Below are 17450 nucleotides of genomic sequence, written 5' to 3'. Positions count from 1 at the left end.
CGCGGCCAGGCGGCTTCCCCTATCGTGTGGCCGTTCATCGAAGCGGAGAGCAGCGCAGCATGGGTACGCAACGCAAGGCGGAGCCAGCGAGGGACCGCACGGGGGATCGGACGGGCGATCAGGCGGGCGATCACACGGGCGGACAGATGAAACTCGTGACGCCCAAGGGCGCGCGCGTGGACAGCCTGCGTTATCCCGACATCGCCGACCTCATGTCGCGCCTGCGCTTCGCGCCCGGCAACGGCCGCATCTGGCTCGACGATCAGCGCATGGTGCTGCTGCACGCGCAGTCGCTCGGCACGCTGCGGCGCGAGCTCATCGACAGTCTCGGCATCGACGCCGCGCGCGGGCTGCTCACGCGCATGGGCTACAACTCGGGCGCGCGCGACGCGGAACTCGTGGGCAAGGTGCGCGCCGCGAACGACGTGGCCGAGATGTTCGCGGTAGGGCCGCAATTGCACATGCTCGAAGGGCTGACCGAGGTGGAGCCGGTGCGGCTCGAAATCGACGTCGAGAAGGGCCACTACTACGGCGAGTTTCTCTGGAAGGGCTGCGCCGAAGACGAAGAGCACGTGCGCATTTACGGCATTGGCGCCGAGCCCGCGTGCTGGACGCAGATCGGTTACGCGAGCGGCTACACGAGCGTGTTCATGGGGCGGCCGATTCTTTATCGCGAGGTGGAGTGCCGCGCGCTCGGGCAATCGTATTGCCGCATCATCGGCAAGCCGATCGAGGCGTGGGGCGACGAGGCCACCAACGATCTGCGCTTCCTGAAAGCGCAATCGTTCACGCAGGGGCTCGCCGCGAGCGACGAGCACACGCATGCGCTGAGCGGTTACGGCGCGCTCGCGCCGCGCGAAACGCCCACCGCGTTCGGCGACGGCAACATGGTGGGGGCGTCGCCGGGCTTCAATGCCGTTTGCCACATGATCCGGCGCGTGGCGGGCACGCGCGCGACGGTGCTCTTTCTCGGCGAAAGCGGCGTGGGCAAGGAAGTGTTCGCGCGCACGCTGCATCGCATCAGCAAGCGCAGCGAAGGCGCGTTCGTCGCGATCAACTGCGCGGCCATTCCCGAGTCGCTCGTGGAGTCGGAACTCTTCGGCGTCGAGAAGGGCGGCTTCACAGATGCCACGCAAAGCCGGCCCGGACGTTTCGAGCGCGCCAACGGCGGCACGCTCTTTCTCGACGAGATCGGCATTCTCACCATGACGGCGCAGGGCAAGCTGTTGCGCGCGCTACAGGAAGGCGAGATCGAGCGCGTGGGCGACACGCAAACGCGGCGTGTGGACGTGCGCGTGGTGGCGGCCACCAATCTCGACCTGCGCGACGAAGTGCGCGCGGGGCGCTTTCGCGAGGACCTCTTTTTCCGGCTCAACGTGTTTCCGGTGCGCGTGCCTTCGCTGCGCGAGCGCAAGGAAGACTTGCCGGTGCTGCTCAATCACTTCCTGCGCAAATACCGCGAGCGCCACGGGCGCAACGTCACGGGCTTCACGAGCCGCGCCATCGACGCGATCCTCAGCTACAACTGGCCCGGCAATATCCGCGAACTGGAGAACATCGTGGAGCGCGGCGTGATACTCGCCGCCGACGACGGCGCGATCGACGTGGGCCATCTCTTCATCAGCGGGGAAACCTTCGATCTCTCGGTGTTCGGCGTGGACGAGCACGGCGCGCTGCTGCCCTCCGACAAGCTCAATATGCTCGCGGGGTCGGAGGACGAAGCGGGGCGCGTCACGCGTCAGGTCACGAGCCTGTTGATGGGCACGGAAAACGAAGGCCCGCCGCTCTCGCTCGACGACATCGAGTCCGCGTTGCTCAAGAGCGCGGTGCGCCAGGCGTCGGGCAACCTCTCGGCGGCGGCGCGCAACCTCGGCATCACGCGCGCACAACTGGTTTATCGGCTCAAGAGCCGCGGTTTGCGGGTGTGATCGAACCGCAGGGGGCGCGCGGCCGAAGCGCCCGCGCTCAATGGTGCGCGAAGAGGCCGTTGCGACCCTCGTTGTGCATGTTCGAGGCATGGTTCGACGCCTGTGTGAAGGCGCGAGACGAACCCGGCACCGAAGCATTCGAGGTGCCGCCGCCCTCCATGCCATAGCCCGATGAGTCATTGGCGCGTTGCGTGCCGGACCCCTGCGAAGTGTGTTGCGGCATTTGCGCCGGGGTGGTGCTTTGCGCGAAGGCGGCCGGGGTCAGCGCAACACCGAGCGAAAGAATGGCGGAAACAAGTAGTGCTTTCATGATATGGACTCCATCGTGGATATTGATTCGTAATCCTGATAAGTGATGCCGGACTGGACACGCCAGGCACGACGCTTGCGGAACGACACGCCATGCTTTTCTGCACGACGTATGTACCCAGCGTACGCATCCAACCTTAGAGTTTGCTTATGCACAAGCAAGCGGCGCATATCTGCCTTTACGGGCCACATTCATGCAGCCTGGGTATTCAGCTAAGGTTTAGCTAAGGAAAGGGGCCTTATAGTCGCAGGCTGTTCCATTTCGCCCGTCATGTGGCGCAAGGAGTGTCCAATGACTTCCGCTTCACGAACTTTTATCGACCACGCGGTGAGCAAGGTTCCCGCGGTGACGCTCGGCTTCTGGATCATCAAGGTGGCGTGCACCACGCTCGGCGAAACGGGCGGAGACTGGGTGACGATGTCACTGAACCTGGGCTACCTGGTCGGCTCCCTCATCTTTCTCGCGGGCTTCGTCGTGCTGGTTTCGGCGCAGATTCGTGCCCGCAACTTTTATCCCTGGCTCTACTGGGCAACCATCGTCGCCACGACCACGCTCGGCACGACGCTGGCCGATTTTTTCGACCGCTCGCTCGGTGTCGGCTATCCCGGCGGCGTGTCGATTATTCTCCTGTTGCTGATCACGAGCCTGGGCGTCTGGTATCGCGCGGAAGGCACGGTGTCGATCGAGAGCGTCGCGAGCGCGCGCGTCGAATGGTTTTACTGGACCACGATCCTCTTTTCGCAAACGCTGGGCACGGCGCTGGGCGACTGGGTCGCCGGTGAGGATCGCGGCGGGCTGGGCTTGGGCTACGAAATGGGCGCGGTGATCTTCGGCGCGGCACTGGTCGTCGTGGGCCTGCTGTGGCTGTGGCCGCGCGTGTCGCGCACGGCGCTCTTCTGGTTTGCGTTCGTGCTCACGCGCCCGCTCGGCGCGACGCTGGGCGACCTGCTCGACAAGCCCGTGGCGCAAGGCGGCCTGGAATTCAGCCGGCTTTATGCGTCCGCGCTGCTGCTCATCTTCATCGTCGGCTGTATCGCCGTGCTGCCGCAGCGCGCCGCGCGACGCGCAAGCGCCGCCTGAAGCCGATTTTCCATGTCATCTCGAAAACATACTATGATTCGGCTTACGCCGCGCTTGCGGTTAGAACGACAAACGGTGACCCGCGCAACGTAGCCGCATCCCGCCTCAGCTTGCCTCGTCACCCAGAACACGCATATTCGGGGGAAAGCTGTGACAGGCGTATTGCTGATCGATGACCACGCGATGTTCCGTGAGGGCTTGCTGCTCACGATCGCGAAGGCGGACCCGGAACTCACGGTGCACGACGTGGCCAGCGGCCACGCGGCGCTCGCCGCCGTCCACGAGCATGCGGACATCAGCAGCGTGATCATGGACTACTACCTGCCCGACATCGGCGGCGCGGCGCTGGTGAAGGGGCTGCGGCAGTTGCGTCCCGGCGTGCGCATTCTCGTGCTCTCCGCTTCCGAAGACCCCGACGACCGGCAAAACGCGCTCGCGGCGGGCGCGCATGCGTTCGTGCACAAGTCGGCGGACAGCCGCACGCTCGTGAACGCGCTGGCGTGCGTGCGGGCGGGCATGCCGTGGCACGAGGGCGCGACAACGGTCATCCGGGTGCCGCCGCTGACGCCCATGCGCAGCGCCGCGCACACGGACGAGGCCACGCTGCTGAGCACACTCACGCCGCGCCAGGGCGAGGTGCTGCGCCTCGTGTGCAACGGGCTGCGCAACCGGGAGATCGCCGATCATCTCGGCATGACCGAGCGCACCGTGAAGGCGCACGTTTCCGCCGTGCTCACCGCGCTCGGCGCGCTCAACCGCACGCAGGCCACGCTCATCGCGCGTCGCGGCGGCCTCTTCGGCAAGCCCCAGTAAGTCCCCGCAGTCATCCGTCACGCCTTATCAGGGCCACTACAGGCCAGCGAGGGCCTGTCCACGGCCTTTCCACACGCCTCCCACGCGCTCGCCGATTTTTTCGGCGACCTGTACTTTAGGCCAATGCGGCCCAAAAACATTCTTCGTAAGATTGCCTGCGCTGCCAGCCAACGGCCAACGCCGGCGGTTTCGGCTTCTTTACGGAGACCAGCATGTCCAATAGCCTGCAAAAGTGGGTGGGACGCAATCGCCCGCCACGTGTTCAGATCACCTACGACGTCGAGACCGGCGACGCGATCGAAAAGCGCGATTTGCCGTTCGTAGTGGGTCTTTTCGCGGATCTTTCGGGTCATCCCGCCGAGCCGCTGCCCAAGCTCAAGGAGCGCCGCCTCGTCGAGATCGACCGCGACAACTTCAACTCGATCATGGGCAAGATCCGCCCGCGCCTCGACCTTTCGGTGCCCGACACCGCGAAGGGCGAGGGCAGCCTGCGCCTCGAACTCACGTTCGACAAGTTCGCCGACTTTCATCCGGAAGCCATCGTGCGCCAGGTGCCGCGCCTCGCGAAGCTGCTCGAAGCGCGCCAGCAACTGCGCGACCTGCTCGCCAAACTCGACGGCAACGACGAACTCGACTCGATGCTCGAGCGCATCGTGCAAAGCTCGGAAGAACTGAAGCAGGTGCAAAGCCAGGCACAGTCGGGCGAAGGCCTCGCGGCCCACGCCGTGCCGGAAGCACCGGCCGCATAACAGGCACAGCCACGGTCGTTGCGGGCGCAACGGCATCAATCGGGGGTAGGGAAATGACCAGCAACACGGCGGCCGATATTGCGGCCAGCGAAGGCACAGTCACGCTCGAAGCGGCCGGAGAAAGCGGGCTGAGCCTGCTGGAGCGCATTGTTCAGGAAGGCAACATGGCGGTCGAGCCTTCGCAGCGGGTGTATGCGAAGCAGTTGATCGGCCAGCTCGCCTCGCAGATTCTCGACGAAGGCATGCGCACGAGCCCGGACAAGAGCGTCGTGGCGATGATCAACGAACGCGTGGCCGAAATCGACGCGCTGCTCTCGGACCAGCTCAACGCCATCATGCACGACCCGGCGTTCCAGGCGCTGGAGGCTTCGTGGACCGGCCTGCACGACATGGTGTACGGCACGGAAACGGGCAGCAACCTCAAGCTGCGCCTCCTGAACGTCACGAAGAAGGAACTGCTCAAGGATCTCGAATCCGCCGTCGATCACGACATGAGCCTGCTCTTCAAAAAAATCTACGAAGAGGAGTACGGAACGTTCGGTGGCTATCCGTATTCGCTCCTGCTCGGCGACTACACGTTCGGCCGCGACCCGCAGGACATCGCGCTGCTCGAACGCATGTCGAAGGTGGCCGCCGCCGCGCACGCGCCGTTCATCGCCGCCGCCGCGCCGAGCCTCTTCGACCTCAAGTCGTTCACCGACCTGGGCGTTACGCGCGACCTCTCCAAGACCTTCGAGAGCGCCGAGCTTGCGGGCTGGCGCGGTTTTCGCGAGACGGAAGATTCGCGCTACGTGTCGCTCGTGCTGCCGTCCTATGCGGCGCGCCAGCCCTACGGCGCGAAGACGAATCCGCTCGAAAACCTGAACTTCGAGGAGGACGTGGACGGCACCGACCACAGCAAATACCTGTGGGCGAACTCGGCGTGGCTGCTGGGCCTGCGCATCACCGACGCCTTTGCGAAGTACGGCTGGGCCACGGCAATTCGCGGCGTGGAAGGCGGCGGCCGCGTGGAAGGGCTCGTTGCGCACACGTACACGACGGGCGAGGGCGACGTGGTGCTGAAGTGCCCGACCGAAGTGACGATCACCGACCGCCGCGAGAAGGAACTGAGCGACCTGGGCTTCATTTCGATCGTGAATTCGAAGGGTTCGAACTCGGCCACGTTCTTCGGCAGTCAGACCGTCAACAAGCCGAAGGTCTACAACAAGGACGCGGCGAACGCCAACGCGCAGCTTTCCGCGCGCCTGCCCTATGTGCTGGCCGCTTCGCGCTTCGCGCACTACATCAAGGTGATCATGCGCGACAAGGTCGGCTCGTTCCAGTCGCGCGCCGATATCGAGAACTACCTGAACAACTGGATCGCCGACTACGTGCTCATCAATCCGTCGGCATCGCACGCGCAGAAGGTCAGTTATCCGCTGGGAGAAGCGCGTGTGGACGTGACGGAGGTGCCGGGCAAGCCGGGCGCCTATCGCGCGACCTGCTTCCTGCGTCCGCATTTCCAGATGGAAGAACTGACTGCGTCGATCCGGCTTGTCGCCGAATTGCCCGCAGCGGCCGCCTAAGCCGCGCCACGAACGAGGGTTGGACGCTGCACGGTTGCGCGGGGGTGCGCCGTGCGGGGCCACGCATCATAGATTGAACGGGGGACCACATGGATACGATTCTGCTTGAACTGAAGGACATCAAAGGCAATTCCAGGCTCGACGAGCACACCGACAAGATCATTATCGAGAGCTTTTCGTTCGGGCTCGCCCTGCCGATTTCGCCCGATCCGGCCAAGAGCGAGCGCACGCTCGGCCGCCCGTCGTTCAACGAGGTGGGGATCGCCAAATACTCGGACCAGTCCACGCCCGCGCTTTATAGCGCCTGCGCGGCGGGCACGAAGCTCGGCGACGCAACGGTGCTCGTCGGGCGCAACGAGGCCGGCAAGTTCATGCTGCACATGAAGTACGTGCTCAAGAACGCGATGATCTCCGTGATCAACAGTTCCGCGGGCGGCGCGATGATGGACAACCTCTCGATCAACTTCACGCAGGTCACCGCCGAATACACGCAGCAGGATACGACGGCGGACAAGAAGGGCACCGCCGCCTTCGGCTGGGATCTGGCAACCAACAAGGCCATCACGCCGCCCAAGAGCTGAAGCGTGCGGCGTCGCGGGGCGGATCGTGAGCGATCGGTCCCGCGCGTCGTGAAACGCACGAGCACGAGCGTCATCACGAGATGTCGGCCATCGACAACGGTACACCCATGCCTCTTTTCGACCGGCTTGGTGCGCAAGGCGAAGCGTACCTGCCGGACGAGGACGCGTTGCGCGCGTCGATCGCACGCGATCTGGCGCGGCTCCTGAACACGCGCGCACGCCAGCCTTACGAAGCGTGGCTCGCGGGAGACGGCAGCGCGATCGACTATGGCTTGCCCGACTTCTCGGCGCGCACCTTGCGTTCGGGCGCGGACCGCGAAGCCATCGCCGCCGCGGTCGCGCGCGCGATCGCGTGGTTCGAACCGCGCCTCGTCGACGTCGCCGTGGGTTTCAACGAAACGGATCGTCATGCCAACGATGCGGTGCTCACCATCCGCGCCACGATGCGCGCGGGCGAGCGCATCAGTCATGTCGCGTTCGAGCTCGCCGGGGGCGCGCTTTCGATCGCCGACCCGTCACCCGACCCGCGCAACGATCATGGCTGAAACCGTGTCCGACGACATTCTCCATTACTACAAGCGCGAACTCGCCTATCTGCGCCACGAAGGCGCGGACTTCGCCGCGCGCTATCCGAAAGTCGCCGCACGCCTCGGCCTGCACGGCGCGGAATCGCTCGACCCGCACACCGAACGCCTGATCGAGGCGAGCGCGTTTCTCGCCGCGCGCGTGCACCGCGATCTCGACCAGACGTTCCCGCAAGTGGCTTCGGCGTTGCTGGAAAACGTGTGTCCCTCGCTCGTGCAGCCGGTGCCCTCCATGACGATTGCGCAATTCGAGCTCGACCCGAGCCAGGGCAAGGTGACAGCGGGCTTTCCGGTGCCGCGTCACACCGGCCTGCACGCGCGCGCCGAAACGGGTGACGTGTGCCGCTTTCGCACCGAGTGGGACACGACGCTGTGGCCGCTGCGAATCGCCGACGCGAGCCTGGGCGACGACGCCACGCTGCGCCTGCATCTCGCCTGCGAGGCGGGCGTGCACTGCAACGAACTGGAACTCGACAGCCTGCGCATTCATTTGCACGGCGACTGGATGACGACGATGCCGCTCTATGAGTTGCTCGCGCCCGGCGTGTCGGACATCGCGTTGCGTGAGCCGAACGGCGCGGTCGTGCCGTTGCGCCGCGCGGCGTGGCGCGAAGTGGGCTACGCGCCCGAGCACGCCGTGCTGCCGCTGCCGCCCCACGCGCAGCCGGCATACGGACTCATGCAGGAGTACTTTGCGTTTCCACGCAAGTTCCACTTCTTCGATCTGCTGTTGCCCGACGGCTTGCCCGTGGCGGGCCCAGGCTGCGAAATCGTGCTCCGCCTCAACGGCGCGGCGCGCGGGCTCGCGGCGATCGGCGCGCAGCATTTCCGGCTCGGTTGCACGCCGGTCGTCAATCTGTTCGCGCAGACGAGCGAGCCCATCGCCATCGATCATCGTCACTACGAGTACCGGCTCGTGGCGGACCGGCAGCGCGAGGCGGTCACGGAAATCCACTCGGTCGTTTCGGTCGTGGCAAGCGATCCCACCAGGGCGAGCGCCGAGACGATTCCCTCGTTTGCCGCAGCCGATTACACGGATGCCCACGCGGGCGCGAACGGCGCGACGCCCTGCTGGGTGGCGCGGCGCGAGCGCAGCCTGCGCGGTGACATCGCGGGCACGGACACGTATCTGAGTTTCGTCGATGCGGGTCCCCGCTGGCGCTCGCCGCAAGGCCCGGTCGTCTACGCGAACGTGCTGTGCACGAACCGGCGCCTTGCGCAGCAGTTGAGCGTGGGCGCGCGCATGAGCGTGGAGCGCGCCGCGCCGAACGTGCGCGTGCGCTGCCTTTACGAGCCCACCGCGCAGCGCACGCCGCCGCTCGGCAGCGAAACGCTGTGGCGGCTCGTCTCCCTGCTCACGCTCAATCACCAGTCGCTCGTGAGCGGCGCGACCGGGCGGCGGCAAGTGCAGGACCTGTTGCGCCTGTTTGCCTCCGATCGCGCGCGCGAACAGGACCAGATTCGCGGGCTCAAGAGTCTGCATGCGCGCAGCGTGAACGCGCATCTGGGAACCGAGGCATGGCGCGGCTACTGCCGGGGCACCGAAGTGGCCGTGGAGTTCGACGCCGACGCGTTCGTCGGCGGCTCGCCGCTGCTGATGGGCGCGGTGCTCGCGCGCTTCTTCGCGCTTTACACATCGATCAATTCCTTCGTGCGGCTCGTGGTGCGCCGCGGAGACGAGACATGGAAGCAATGGGAACCGATGACCGGCTGCCAGCCGCTCGTCTGATCGCCCGCCTGCGCGCGCACCCTCAGGGCTTTGACCTGTTCCAGGCCATCAACCTGCTGGAGCGGGCCACGCCGTGGGCCAATCCGCCCGGACACGGTGACGGCGCGCGCGAAGCGATTCGCCTCAAGGGGCATGTGTCGCTCGCGTTCGAGGCGAGCGACGTGCGCAGCGTGCGTGAGCGTGGAACAAGCGCACACGCGCGCGACGAGAGAATCAATGATACGGATAGCGAATCAATGGGCGGGCGCGAAGGAAAGCCGGAATACGTGCTTGCCACGCCCGCTATGACGCTCGCCGGAGCGGGTGGACCGCTGCCTTTGCCGTTCACGGAGATGGTGCTCGCTCACCGCGCGGCGCGCGACGAGGCGAGCGCCGACCTGCTCGACATCCTGAATCACCGCTTTCTGTCGTTCCTTTACCGCAGCCGCAAGAAACACACGCCCGCGCTCAATTGGCGCTCACCGCTGGCTTCGCCGCTCGCCGCGTGTCTCGACGCGCTCGGCAATCTCGGGCTCGATGCACAGGGCGAGGGCGAGGCTGGCGGCTCCGGACGCGCGCAGCTCTGGCTGCGTCACGCGGGGCTTTTCGGCGCGGCGCCGCGTTCGATGAGCGGCCTGCTCGCCGTGCTGGGCGACCGGCTCGGCCTGCGCGTGACGGGCGAATCGTTCGTGGGCCGCTGGCGCGAGGTCGAGGCGCAGGACGCGTTGCGGTTGACCGGTTCCACGCGCAGCGGCCAGGCGCCACGGCTTGGGCGCGCCTGCGTGCTTGGCCGCCGCGCGTGGGATCAGCACGCCGGTATCCGCATGGCGTTTTTCGACGTGCCCCCCAAACGCTTCGCCGCGCTGCTGCCGGGCGGCGAGGCGCACGCGCTGGCCTTGTGGCTCGTGCGGCGTCACGCGCAGCAGGACCTCGACGTCGAGTTCGTGCTGCATGTCGCGCCGCGCCGCGCGGCGTGCGCGCTCGGCGGGCATGAGGCGGCGCGGCTTGGCTGGACGTCGTGGCTCGGCGGTGCGGCGCGAGCCAGCCAACCCGCACCCGTGAGATTCAACGCGCGCGCCGCTGGCGGCGCGGCACACGCATAACCGTTAGGCGACCCCCGGATGGAAATCGATATTCGCACCTTGCTCAGCCGCCTGAATCCCGCATGCAAACATGCGATGGAGCAGGCCGCCCAACTGTGCGTGCGGCAGACACACTTCAGCGTGGATATCGAGCACTTGCTGCTCACGCTGCTCGAAACCGAAGCGCCGGACCTGCGGGCGATCCTCGCGCATTTCGGCGTCGAGCGCGCGGGCCTCGTTTCGCATCTGCAAAAAACGGTCGAATTGTTCAAGCGCGGCAACGGCCGCACGCCCTCACTCTCGCCTAACCTCTCGCCGCTGTTTCAGGAAGCGTGGTTGCTAAGCTCGATGCTGCTCGGCGAGCAACAGATCCGCTCGGGCACGCTCACGCTCGCGTTGCTCGAAGTGGACAGCCTGCGCGGCTTGCTGCTCGAATCGGCGCCCGCGCTGCTGAAGATTCCGCGCGCGCATCTGCGCGAAGGCCTGCGCGGGATTCTCGCGGGTTCGGCTGAAGATGCGGGAGGCGCGTCGAGCGATCTGCCTTCGGCGGGGACGCAGGCCGCTCAAAGCGGTGAAGTTCCGGCCAGCCAGACCATGCCGACACTCGGGGCCGGCCCCGCAATCCACTCGCAGCGCGCGCTCGATCTCTACGCGGTGGACCTCACCGCGCTCGCACGCGCGGGCGCGATCGATCCCATTCGTGGCCGCGACGCTGAAATCCGGCAGTTGATCGACGTGCTGCTGCGCCGCCGCCAGAACAACCCCATCCTCACGGGCGAGGCCGGCGTGGGCAAGACGGCCGTGGTGGAGGGCTTCGCGCAGCGCATCGTGCAGGGCGAAGTGCCGCCCGCGCTGGCGAACGTTTCCGTGCGCTCGCTCGATCTCGCGCTGCTACAGGCGGGCGCGGGCGTGAAGGGCGAGTTCGAGAGCCGCCTGAAGTCGGTGATCGCCGAGGTGAAGGCCTCGCCCGCGCCGGTGATTCTCTTTATCGACGAGGCGCATCAACTGATCGGCGCTGGCGGCAGCGAAGGGCAAGGCGACGCCGCCAATCTGCTCAAGCCGGCGCTCGCGCGCGGCGAGTTGCGCACGATCGCGGCCACGACATGGGCCGAATACAAGAAGTACGTGGAACGCGACCCCGCGCTCGCGCGCCGTTTCCAGGTGGTCAAGGTCGAGGAGCCGAGCGAGCCGGTGGCCGTGGACATGCTGCGCGGTATGGTGGACAAGCTCGAGGCCCATCACGGCGTGGAGATTCTCGACGACGCCGTACGCGACGCCGTGCGGCTCTCGCATCGCTATATCTCGGGCCGCCAGTTGCCCGACAAGGCGATCAGCGTGCTCGACACAGCCTGCGCACGCGTGGCGATCGGTCAAAGCGGCGTGCCCGAGGAGATCGAGGCGCTGGGCCGCTCGATCGAAACAGCCGAGAACCAGTTGCGCATTCTGCGCCACGAGGCGGCCACGGGCGCGATGCGCGCCGAGGCGATCGCGGCCACCCAGCGGCAGTTGCGCGATGAGCGCGAGCAGCATGCACGGCTCACCGAAAAGTTCGGCACGGAAAAGCGCGCGGTGGACGAGATTCTCGCGTGGCGGCGCAAGATCGCCGAACAGTTGGCGAGCGTCACGGATGAAGGCACGAACGACGACCATGAGGATGCCGAAACGTTGACCGCCACGTTGCACCGGCTGGAGAAGGGCCTCGAAGCCGTGCAGAACGACGAGCCCTTGGTGCCCGTGTGCGTGGACTCGGCCGTCGTGGCCGAGGTGATCTCGGGCTGGACCGGCATTCCCGTGGGCCGCATGCTCGCCGACGAACTGCATACCGTGCTGCACCTCCAGGAAAAGCTCGCCGAGCGCGTGGTGGGCCAGGACGAGGCGCTCGACACCATTGCGCGCCGCGTGCGCACGTTCCGGGCCGACCTCGACGATCCGGGCAAGCCCGTGGGCGTGTTCATGCTCGTGGGGCCGAGCGGCGTGGGCAAAACCGAAACGGCCTTCGCGCTCGCCGAACTGCTCTACGGCGGCGAGCGCAACGTCATCACCGTGAACCTGTCCGAGTTCCAGGAGGCGCATAGCGTCTCGGGCCTCAAGGGCGCGCCGCCGGGCTATGTGGGCTACGGGCGCGGCGGCGTGCTGACCGAGGCGGTGCGGCGTCGCCCGTACAGCGTCGTGTTGCTCGACGAAATGGAAAAGGCGCACCCGGACGTGCTCGAACTGTTCTTCCAGGTGTTCGACAAGGGCATCATGGAGGACGGTGAGGGCGTGCCCATCGACTTCAAGAACACGCTCATCCTGCTCACCTCGAACGCGGCGCAGGACGTCATTACCGACGCGTGCCACGGCGGCCGCAGGCCCGCGCCGCAGGCGCTCGTCGAACGGCTGCGCCCGCCGCTGCTGCGCCAGTTCAGTCCGGCGTTTCTCGGGCGGCTCGCGATCGTGCCGTACTATCCGCTCGGCGACGCCCAGATCGCCGCCATCGTCGAACTCAAGCTTGCGCGCATCGCACAACGTTTCGCGCGCAACCATCACGCAACGCTCACGTGGGACGACGCGCTCGCCCAGGAGATCGTGCAACGCTGCAAGGAAGTGGACAGCGGCGCGCGCAATGTCGATCACATTCTGGCCCAGGCCGTGCTGCCCGAACTGGCGCAGCGTGTGCTGGAGCGCATTTCGCTCGCGGAGCCGTTTGGCCGCGTGCATCTCGCGCTCGACGCGGCGGGCGGCATGGCGTTCCACTTCACCGACGCGCGCGGAGCATGACGGCCATGGCGCGCACGATCACGCAGGCGGGTGCGTTTCTCTCGGTCTCGACGCCGTTTGGCGAAGATGTCCTGCTGCTCGACGGCTTCAGCGGACGCGAGGCGATCTCCGAGTTGTTCCGCTTCGAGTTGCGCATGCGTTCGCTGAACAAGGCGCTCGACGCCGCGCGCATTGTCGGCCAGATCGTGACGGTCACGCTGCAATCGCCGGGCGGCCCGGTGCGTTGCTTTAGCGGCGTGGTGGTGCGCTTCGCGCATGCGGGCACGGACTCGCAGCACGGCTTCTACTCGGCCGAGCTTGCGCCGCGCGTGTGGCTGCTCACGCTCGGGCGCGACCGCGTGATTCATCAGCATAAGAGCGTGCCGGAGATCGTGAAGACCGTGCTGGACGCAGCGGGCGTGCGGTACGAGTCGCGCTTGAGCGGCACGGCCTACGCACAGCGCGAATACTGCGTGCAGTACGACGAGAGCCCGTTCGCTTTTATTTCGCGGCTGATGGAAGAGGAAGGCATTTTCTACTTCTTCACGTTCGCGAACGGCGCGCACACGCTCGTGCTGGCGGACAGCGCAGCGGCCCACCACACCGACGCGACCAGCGCGCGACTCTACTTCTCGACCACCGCCAGCGCGAGCGGCGAGCCGAACCGCGTGAGCGAGTTCGAGATGACGCACCGGCTCGTCGCGCACGATCACGTGCTCGGCGACTACGATTTTGCCAACGCGTCGCCTTCGACGACCGGGCCCGTCACGCCCGCGACGGCACCGGAGGGACGCCGCTACACGTTCCCCGGCAAATACGCCGATGCGGCCGAAGGCGAGCGCAAGGCCGCCGTGCGACGCGCGGCCTGTGAGGTCGCGCAGCAAGCGGGCAGCGGCGCGTGCGACTGCTACAGCCTCGCCGCGGGCACGCGTTTCACGCTGGCGGATCATCCCGGCGGCGACGCGCTCAATACGGGCTACGTCGTGCGCGCGGTGACGCACGACGCCTCGCACCACGGCTACGTCAATCGCTTCGAGGCGTTTCTTCAGGCCACGCCGTTTCGCGCGCCCTGCGTGACGCCGCTGCCGGTCGTGGCGGGCACGCATACGGCGAAGGTCGTGGGCCTGGCGGGCGAGGAAATCTGGACCGATGCCTACGGCCGCGTGAAGCTCAAATTCCACTGGGACACCACGCCGGACGCCGATCAGGACAGCTCATGCTGGGTGCGCGTGCAGCAGGCGTCGGCGGGCAATGGCTGGGGCGTGCTGTTTTTGCCGCGCGTGGGCCAGGAAGTGGTGGTGAGCTACGTGGACGGCGACCCCGACCGTCCGCTCGTGACGGGCGCGGTCTACAACGGGCAGAACGTCACGCCGGTGGTGTTGCCGGACTTGCATACGCAAAGCGTGCTGCGTTCGCGTTCGTCGAAGAACGGCGCGGCGGGCAACGAGATCCGCATGGAAGACCGCATGGGCGCGGAGGAACTCTATCTGCATGCACAGCGCGACATGAACGTCGCGATCGAACAGGCGCTCACGACCACGGTGATCGCGGGCGCGGAAACGCACGTGGTGAAAGCGGGCGATCGCAGCGTCGACGTGCAAACGGGCAACGAGCGCCACACGGTGAAGGGCCAGCGAACGCTCGAAATCGGCGCGGAGGAAACGCACACGAACCACGCGAGCTACACGCAGGAGACCGGCGGCGACCATACGCTGCGCGTGAGCGGCAATCTGGTGATCGACGTGAGTGGCTCGATCACGATCCAGTCGGGCGGGGCCTTCACGTTGAAATCGGGCGCGGCGTTCGCCGCCGAGGCGGCGACCTCGTTCGGCCAGAAAGCGGGCACGAGCCTCACCGTGGAAGGGCTCACCATCGAACACAAGGCGTCGGCCACGCAGACGGTCGACGGCGGTGGCCTGCTCGCCCTCAAGGGCGGCCTTGTGAAGCTGAATTGAGCGCGCGATGAGCGAGATCCACACCACCGTGAAGCCCCTGAATCCGCATGACGATGGCGCAACGCAGGCGCGCGAGGCGTCCACCGTGGTCGAGGAGCGCGACGCCGCAGGCCGGATCGTGAGCCGCACCACGTTCGCGGGCGGCGTGCCGCACGGGCCCATGGTGCGCTATCAGCAGGACGGCGCGCCGCACGTGGAAGCCGGCTTTGCGCACGGCTTGCTCTCGGGGCCGTTCCGGATTTTCGATGCACAAGGCGCGCTGTTGCAGGAGTCGCACTACGAGGCGGGCAAGCTGCACGGCGTGGTGTCGCGGTACCAGGACGGGCGGCTCGCGAGCCAGCAGCACTACGCGGGCGGCGTGCTGCACGGCCCGAGCCTCTGCGTGTGCCCGGCCGGGCTGGTGAGCGCGCGCCTGCACTACGAAGCGGGGCAACTCACGCGCGAAGCCGTGTTCCTGCACGACGGCGCAGTGGTGCGGCGCGCGCCCTATGCGCATGGGCGGCTCGATGGCGAGGCCGGCGACTACGCGCGCGACGGCAAGCTCATGCAATCCACGCCGTATCGCGCGAACCTGCTGCACGGCACGGTGCGCCGCTACGCACAGGACGGCAGCGTGCAGGAATCGCGCCGCTACGACATGGGCAAGCCGCAGGAGGCATGGCAAGCGGCGGACGCCCCGCGCGAGGCGGCAAGCCATGAAGCGGCTGACAAAGCCTCCGCGCCGATGCTGCGGCAGTTCGAGAAATGGGTGAGGGGCTAACCATGGCGATGCTCGTGACGGCCGGCTCGGCCTTGCAATGCAGTTTCGGCACCTCGCCCGCCGCGCTTGCCGTGCTGCCGGTCAGCGGCGTGACGGCGGGCACGCCCGCCGCGACGGTCATGGACCACGCGGCCATTCTCAACGTGCTGCCGTTCGGCATGTGCTGTTGCGCAGCGAATCCGGCCGTGATCGGTGCGACGGCCGCCGCGCTCGGGGTGTTCACGCCCATGCCGTGCGTGCCCGTCACGCCCGCGCCGTGGCTGCCGGGCTCGCCCACGGTGCTGGTGGGCGGCGTGCCTGCCTTGCAGAACGATTCGAAGCTCATCTGCGCATGGGGTGGCGTGATCCAGGTCGCCGCCCCGGTGCAGTTTTCCACCCAGCTTCCATGAGGGCGATGGTGAACCCGTACGTTTTCTCGATGACCTCGCGCATGGTGACGATCGTCGCCGCCTGCACGCTGCTGCTGTGCGCGTTGCTGTTCCTGCTGGGTGTCCAGATCGGCGCGCGGTACTTCTCGCAGCCGGCTCCGGTGGCATCGTCGGCGGCTGCTCCCACGGCCGCTTCCTCTTCTTCAAGCAATCCCTGATATGCGCACCATCCTTGACGTGGCGGTCTCGTTCGCCGCCTCCCGATCCGCTTCACGATCCGCTGCGCGCCTCGCCTGCGCACTGAGCGTGATGCTCGGCTTCGCGCTGTCCGCATCTGCATGGGCCGGTGCCGCCGCGCCCATTTCCGTGGGCGTGATCGCGGCCGTGCCCGCCGCGAGCGCCGCGTTGCCCGCGCCGGTGCAGGTGCAGCGCGTCACCTCGACAGGCCTCGTGCAGTTGCCGGACGGCCGCCTGCTCGCCCCCGAATTCGCGCGCATCGCGCAACGCGGCGAACTGGTGGTGGCGGTGCTGGGCATCGACCAGCCGCCGTTCTTCGAGACGCGCGAAGGGCAGTTGAGCGGCCTCGACATCGATCTCGCGCACGAGATCGCGCAAAAGCTGGGCGTGAAGGTGCGCTTCGACCGCGACGCGAACAGCTTCGACGGCGTGGTGAACCTGCTGGCCACAGGTCAGGCCGACCTGGCCATCAGCAAGCTCTCGCGCACGCTGCCGCGCGCACAGGTCATCAGCTTCAGTACACCTTATCTTCGCCTGAAGCGCGCGCTGCTGCTCAACCGCGTGAAGTTCGCGCAACTCGCGCAAGGGCGCGCGGTGCCCGACGTGATTCGCGCCTACGACAGCACGATCGGCGTCGTCGCGCGTTCCTCATACGCGGAATACGTGACGACCAATTTCCCGCACGCACAGGTGCGCACCTATCCCACCTGGGAGGCGGTGCTCAAGGCGCTCGACAGTGGCGAGGTGACGGCGGCGTATCGCGACGAGTTCGAAGTCAAGCGCGTGCTGAAGCGGGACCCGACCGCTTCGCTGCGTCTGCGCGTCGTCACGCTCGACGATCTCGAAGACTCGCTCGCCATCGGCGTGAGCATTGCCGACACGGCGCTGCTCGCGTTCGTCAACCAGTTTCTCGCCGAGCGCACGAGGCGCTTCGACATCAGCACCGTGCTGCAATCGACCCACCGCCCGTGATGCGATCCACCCGAGTCCC

Annotated in this window: 16 protein-coding genes; 15 read left to right on the top strand and 1 reads right to left on the bottom strand. The window is 66.9% G+C overall.

Annotated features, from left to right (window positions below; translation table 11 throughout):
* Positions 1-146: 146 nt before the first annotated feature.
* The gene (locus C7401_RS05480; RefSeq protein ID WP_112170692.1) at positions 147-1928 is read left to right on the top strand and encodes a sigma-54-dependent Fis family transcriptional regulator; all 1782 of its coding nucleotides are present in this window, start codon (positions 147-149) and stop codon (positions 1926-1928) included.
* A gap of 37 nt (positions 1929-1965) precedes the next feature.
* On the opposite strand, the gene C7401_RS05475 is transcribed toward C7401_RS05480, so the two are convergent.
* Positions 1966-2238, bottom strand: a complete 273-nt coding sequence (locus C7401_RS05475) for a hypothetical protein (protein ID WP_112170353.1) — start codon at positions 2236-2238, stop codon at positions 1966-1968.
* A 291-nt stretch (positions 2239-2529) separates the two neighbouring features.
* Between C7401_RS05475 and C7401_RS05470 the strand changes: the two genes are divergently transcribed.
* The 14 genes from C7401_RS05470 (at position 2530) to C7401_RS05405 (ending at position 17431) form a co-directional block, all read left to right on the top strand.
* Positions 2530-3318, top strand: a complete 789-nt coding sequence (locus C7401_RS05470) for a COG4705 family protein (protein WP_112170352.1) — start codon at positions 2530-2532, stop codon at positions 3316-3318.
* A gap of 150 nt (positions 3319-3468) precedes the next feature.
* Complete coding sequence (locus C7401_RS05465) at positions 3469-4131, top strand: response regulator transcription factor (RefSeq protein WP_112170351.1); 663 nt, start codon at positions 3469-3471, stop codon at positions 4129-4131.
* Positions 4132-4343: 212 nt separating this feature from the next.
* Positions 4344-4880, top strand: coding sequence for a type VI secretion system contractile sheath small subunit (gene tssB, locus C7401_RS05460; RefSeq protein WP_112170350.1), 537 nt, complete (start codon positions 4344-4346; stop codon positions 4878-4880).
* Between the two features lie 53 nt (positions 4881-4933).
* Positions 4934-6445 (top strand): type VI secretion system contractile sheath large subunit, encoded by a 1512-nt coding sequence (gene tssC, locus C7401_RS05455; RefSeq protein ID WP_112170349.1) that lies wholly within the window; start codon positions 4934-4936, stop codon positions 6443-6445.
* An 89-nt stretch (positions 6446-6534) separates the two neighbouring features.
* On the top strand, positions 6535-7026 hold the full coding sequence (locus tag C7401_RS05450; protein ID WP_112170348.1) for an Hcp family type VI secretion system effector: 492 nt from the start codon (positions 6535-6537) through the stop codon (positions 7024-7026).
* Between the two features lie 107 nt (positions 7027-7133).
* Complete coding sequence (tssE, locus tag C7401_RS05445; RefSeq protein ID WP_258396904.1) at positions 7134-7571, top strand: type VI secretion system baseplate subunit TssE; 438 nt, start codon at positions 7134-7136, stop codon at positions 7569-7571.
* A complete protein-coding gene (gene tssF, locus C7401_RS05440; protein ID WP_112170346.1) occupies positions 7564-9339 on the top strand; it encodes a type VI secretion system baseplate subunit TssF in 1776 nt (591 codons plus the stop codon). Before tssE ends, tssF begins: the two co-directional genes overlap by 8 nt.
* Positions 9294-10421 carry a type VI secretion system baseplate subunit TssG gene (gene tssG / locus C7401_RS05435; RefSeq protein WP_112170345.1) on the top strand — a complete coding sequence of 376 codons (1128 nt, stop codon included), beginning with the start codon at positions 9294-9296 and terminating at the stop codon, positions 10419-10421. Before tssF ends, tssG begins: the two co-directional genes overlap by 46 nt.
* Before the next feature lie 18 nt (positions 10422-10439).
* Positions 10440-13160 carry a type VI secretion system ATPase TssH gene (gene tssH, locus C7401_RS05430; RefSeq protein ID WP_112170344.1) on the top strand — a complete coding sequence of 907 codons (2721 nt, stop codon included), beginning with the start codon at positions 10440-10442 and terminating at the stop codon, positions 13158-13160.
* Between the two features lie 5 nt (positions 13161-13165).
* Complete coding sequence (gene tssI, locus C7401_RS05425) at positions 13166-15094, top strand: type VI secretion system tip protein TssI/VgrG (RefSeq protein WP_112170691.1); 1929 nt, start codon at positions 13166-13168, stop codon at positions 15092-15094.
* A gap of 7 nt (positions 15095-15101) precedes the next feature.
* Positions 15102-15854: a toxin-antitoxin system YwqK family antitoxin gene (locus C7401_RS05420; RefSeq protein ID WP_258396902.1), complete on the top strand. Its 753-nt coding sequence runs from the start codon at positions 15102-15104 to the stop codon at positions 15852-15854.
* A gap of 2 nt (positions 15855-15856) precedes the next feature.
* The gene (locus C7401_RS05415) at positions 15857-16243 is read left to right on the top strand and encodes a DUF4280 domain-containing protein (RefSeq protein ID WP_112170343.1); all 387 of its coding nucleotides are present in this window, start codon (positions 15857-15859) and stop codon (positions 16241-16243) included.
* Positions 16244-16284: 41 nt separating this feature from the next.
* Entirely contained in the window at positions 16285-16440 is a 156-nt protein-coding gene (locus C7401_RS05410) for a hypothetical protein (protein WP_220092808.1), read from the top strand.
* 1 nt (position 16441) lies between these two features.
* On the top strand, positions 16442-17431 hold the full coding sequence (locus tag C7401_RS05405) for an ABC transporter substrate-binding protein (RefSeq protein WP_112170341.1): 990 nt from the start codon (positions 16442-16444) through the stop codon (positions 17429-17431).
* The last annotated feature ends 19 nt before the right edge of the window (positions 17432-17450 follow it).

The sequence above is a fragment of the Paraburkholderia unamae genome (assembly GCF_003268775.1).
Taxonomy (GTDB): domain Bacteria; phylum Pseudomonadota; class Gammaproteobacteria; order Burkholderiales; family Burkholderiaceae; genus Paraburkholderia; species Paraburkholderia unamae.
This window is presented reverse-complemented; position numbering and strand designations above follow the sequence as displayed.

Bases quoted from the DNA above. Each gene is read 5' to 3' on its own strand.
- C7401_RS05480 (WP_112170692.1), top strand. From the start codon at position 147: ATGAAACTCGTGACGCCCAAGGGCGCGCGCGTGGACAGCCTGCGTTAT.
- C7401_RS05475 (WP_112170353.1), bottom strand. From the start codon at position 2,238: ATGAAAGCACTACTTGTTTCCGCCATTCTTTCGCTCGGTGTTGCGCTG.
- C7401_RS05470 (WP_112170352.1), top strand. From the start codon at position 2,530: ATGACTTCCGCTTCACGAACTTTTATCGACCACGCGGTGAGCAAGGTT.
- tssB (WP_112170350.1), top strand. From the start codon at position 4,344: ATGTCCAATAGCCTGCAAAAGTGGGTGGGACGCAATCGCCCGCCACGT.
- tssC (WP_112170349.1), top strand. From the start codon at position 4,934: ATGACCAGCAACACGGCGGCCGATATTGCGGCCAGCGAAGGCACAGTC.
- C7401_RS05450 (WP_112170348.1), top strand. From the start codon at position 6,535: ATGGATACGATTCTGCTTGAACTGAAGGACATCAAAGGCAATTCCAGG.
- tssE (WP_258396904.1), top strand. From the start codon at position 7,134: ATGCCTCTTTTCGACCGGCTTGGTGCGCAAGGCGAAGCGTACCTGCCG.
- tssF (WP_112170346.1), top strand. From the start codon at position 7,564: ATGGCTGAAACCGTGTCCGACGACATTCTCCATTACTACAAGCGCGAA.
- tssG (WP_112170345.1), top strand. From the start codon at position 9,294: ATGGAAGCAATGGGAACCGATGACCGGCTGCCAGCCGCTCGTCTGATC.
- tssH (WP_112170344.1), top strand. From the start codon at position 10,440: ATGGAAATCGATATTCGCACCTTGCTCAGCCGCCTGAATCCCGCATGC.
- tssI (WP_112170691.1), top strand. From the start codon at position 13,166: ATGGCGCGCACGATCACGCAGGCGGGTGCGTTTCTCTCGGTCTCGACG.
- C7401_RS05420 (WP_258396902.1), top strand. From the start codon at position 15,102: ATGAGCGAGATCCACACCACCGTGAAGCCCCTGAATCCGCATGACGAT.
- C7401_RS05415 (WP_112170343.1), top strand. From the start codon at position 15,857: ATGGCGATGCTCGTGACGGCCGGCTCGGCCTTGCAATGCAGTTTCGGC.
- C7401_RS05410 (WP_220092808.1), top strand. From the start codon at position 16,285: ATGGTGACGATCGTCGCCGCCTGCACGCTGCTGCTGTGCGCGTTGCTG.
- C7401_RS05405 (WP_112170341.1), top strand. From the start codon at position 16,442: ATGCGCACCATCCTTGACGTGGCGGTCTCGTTCGCCGCCTCCCGATCC.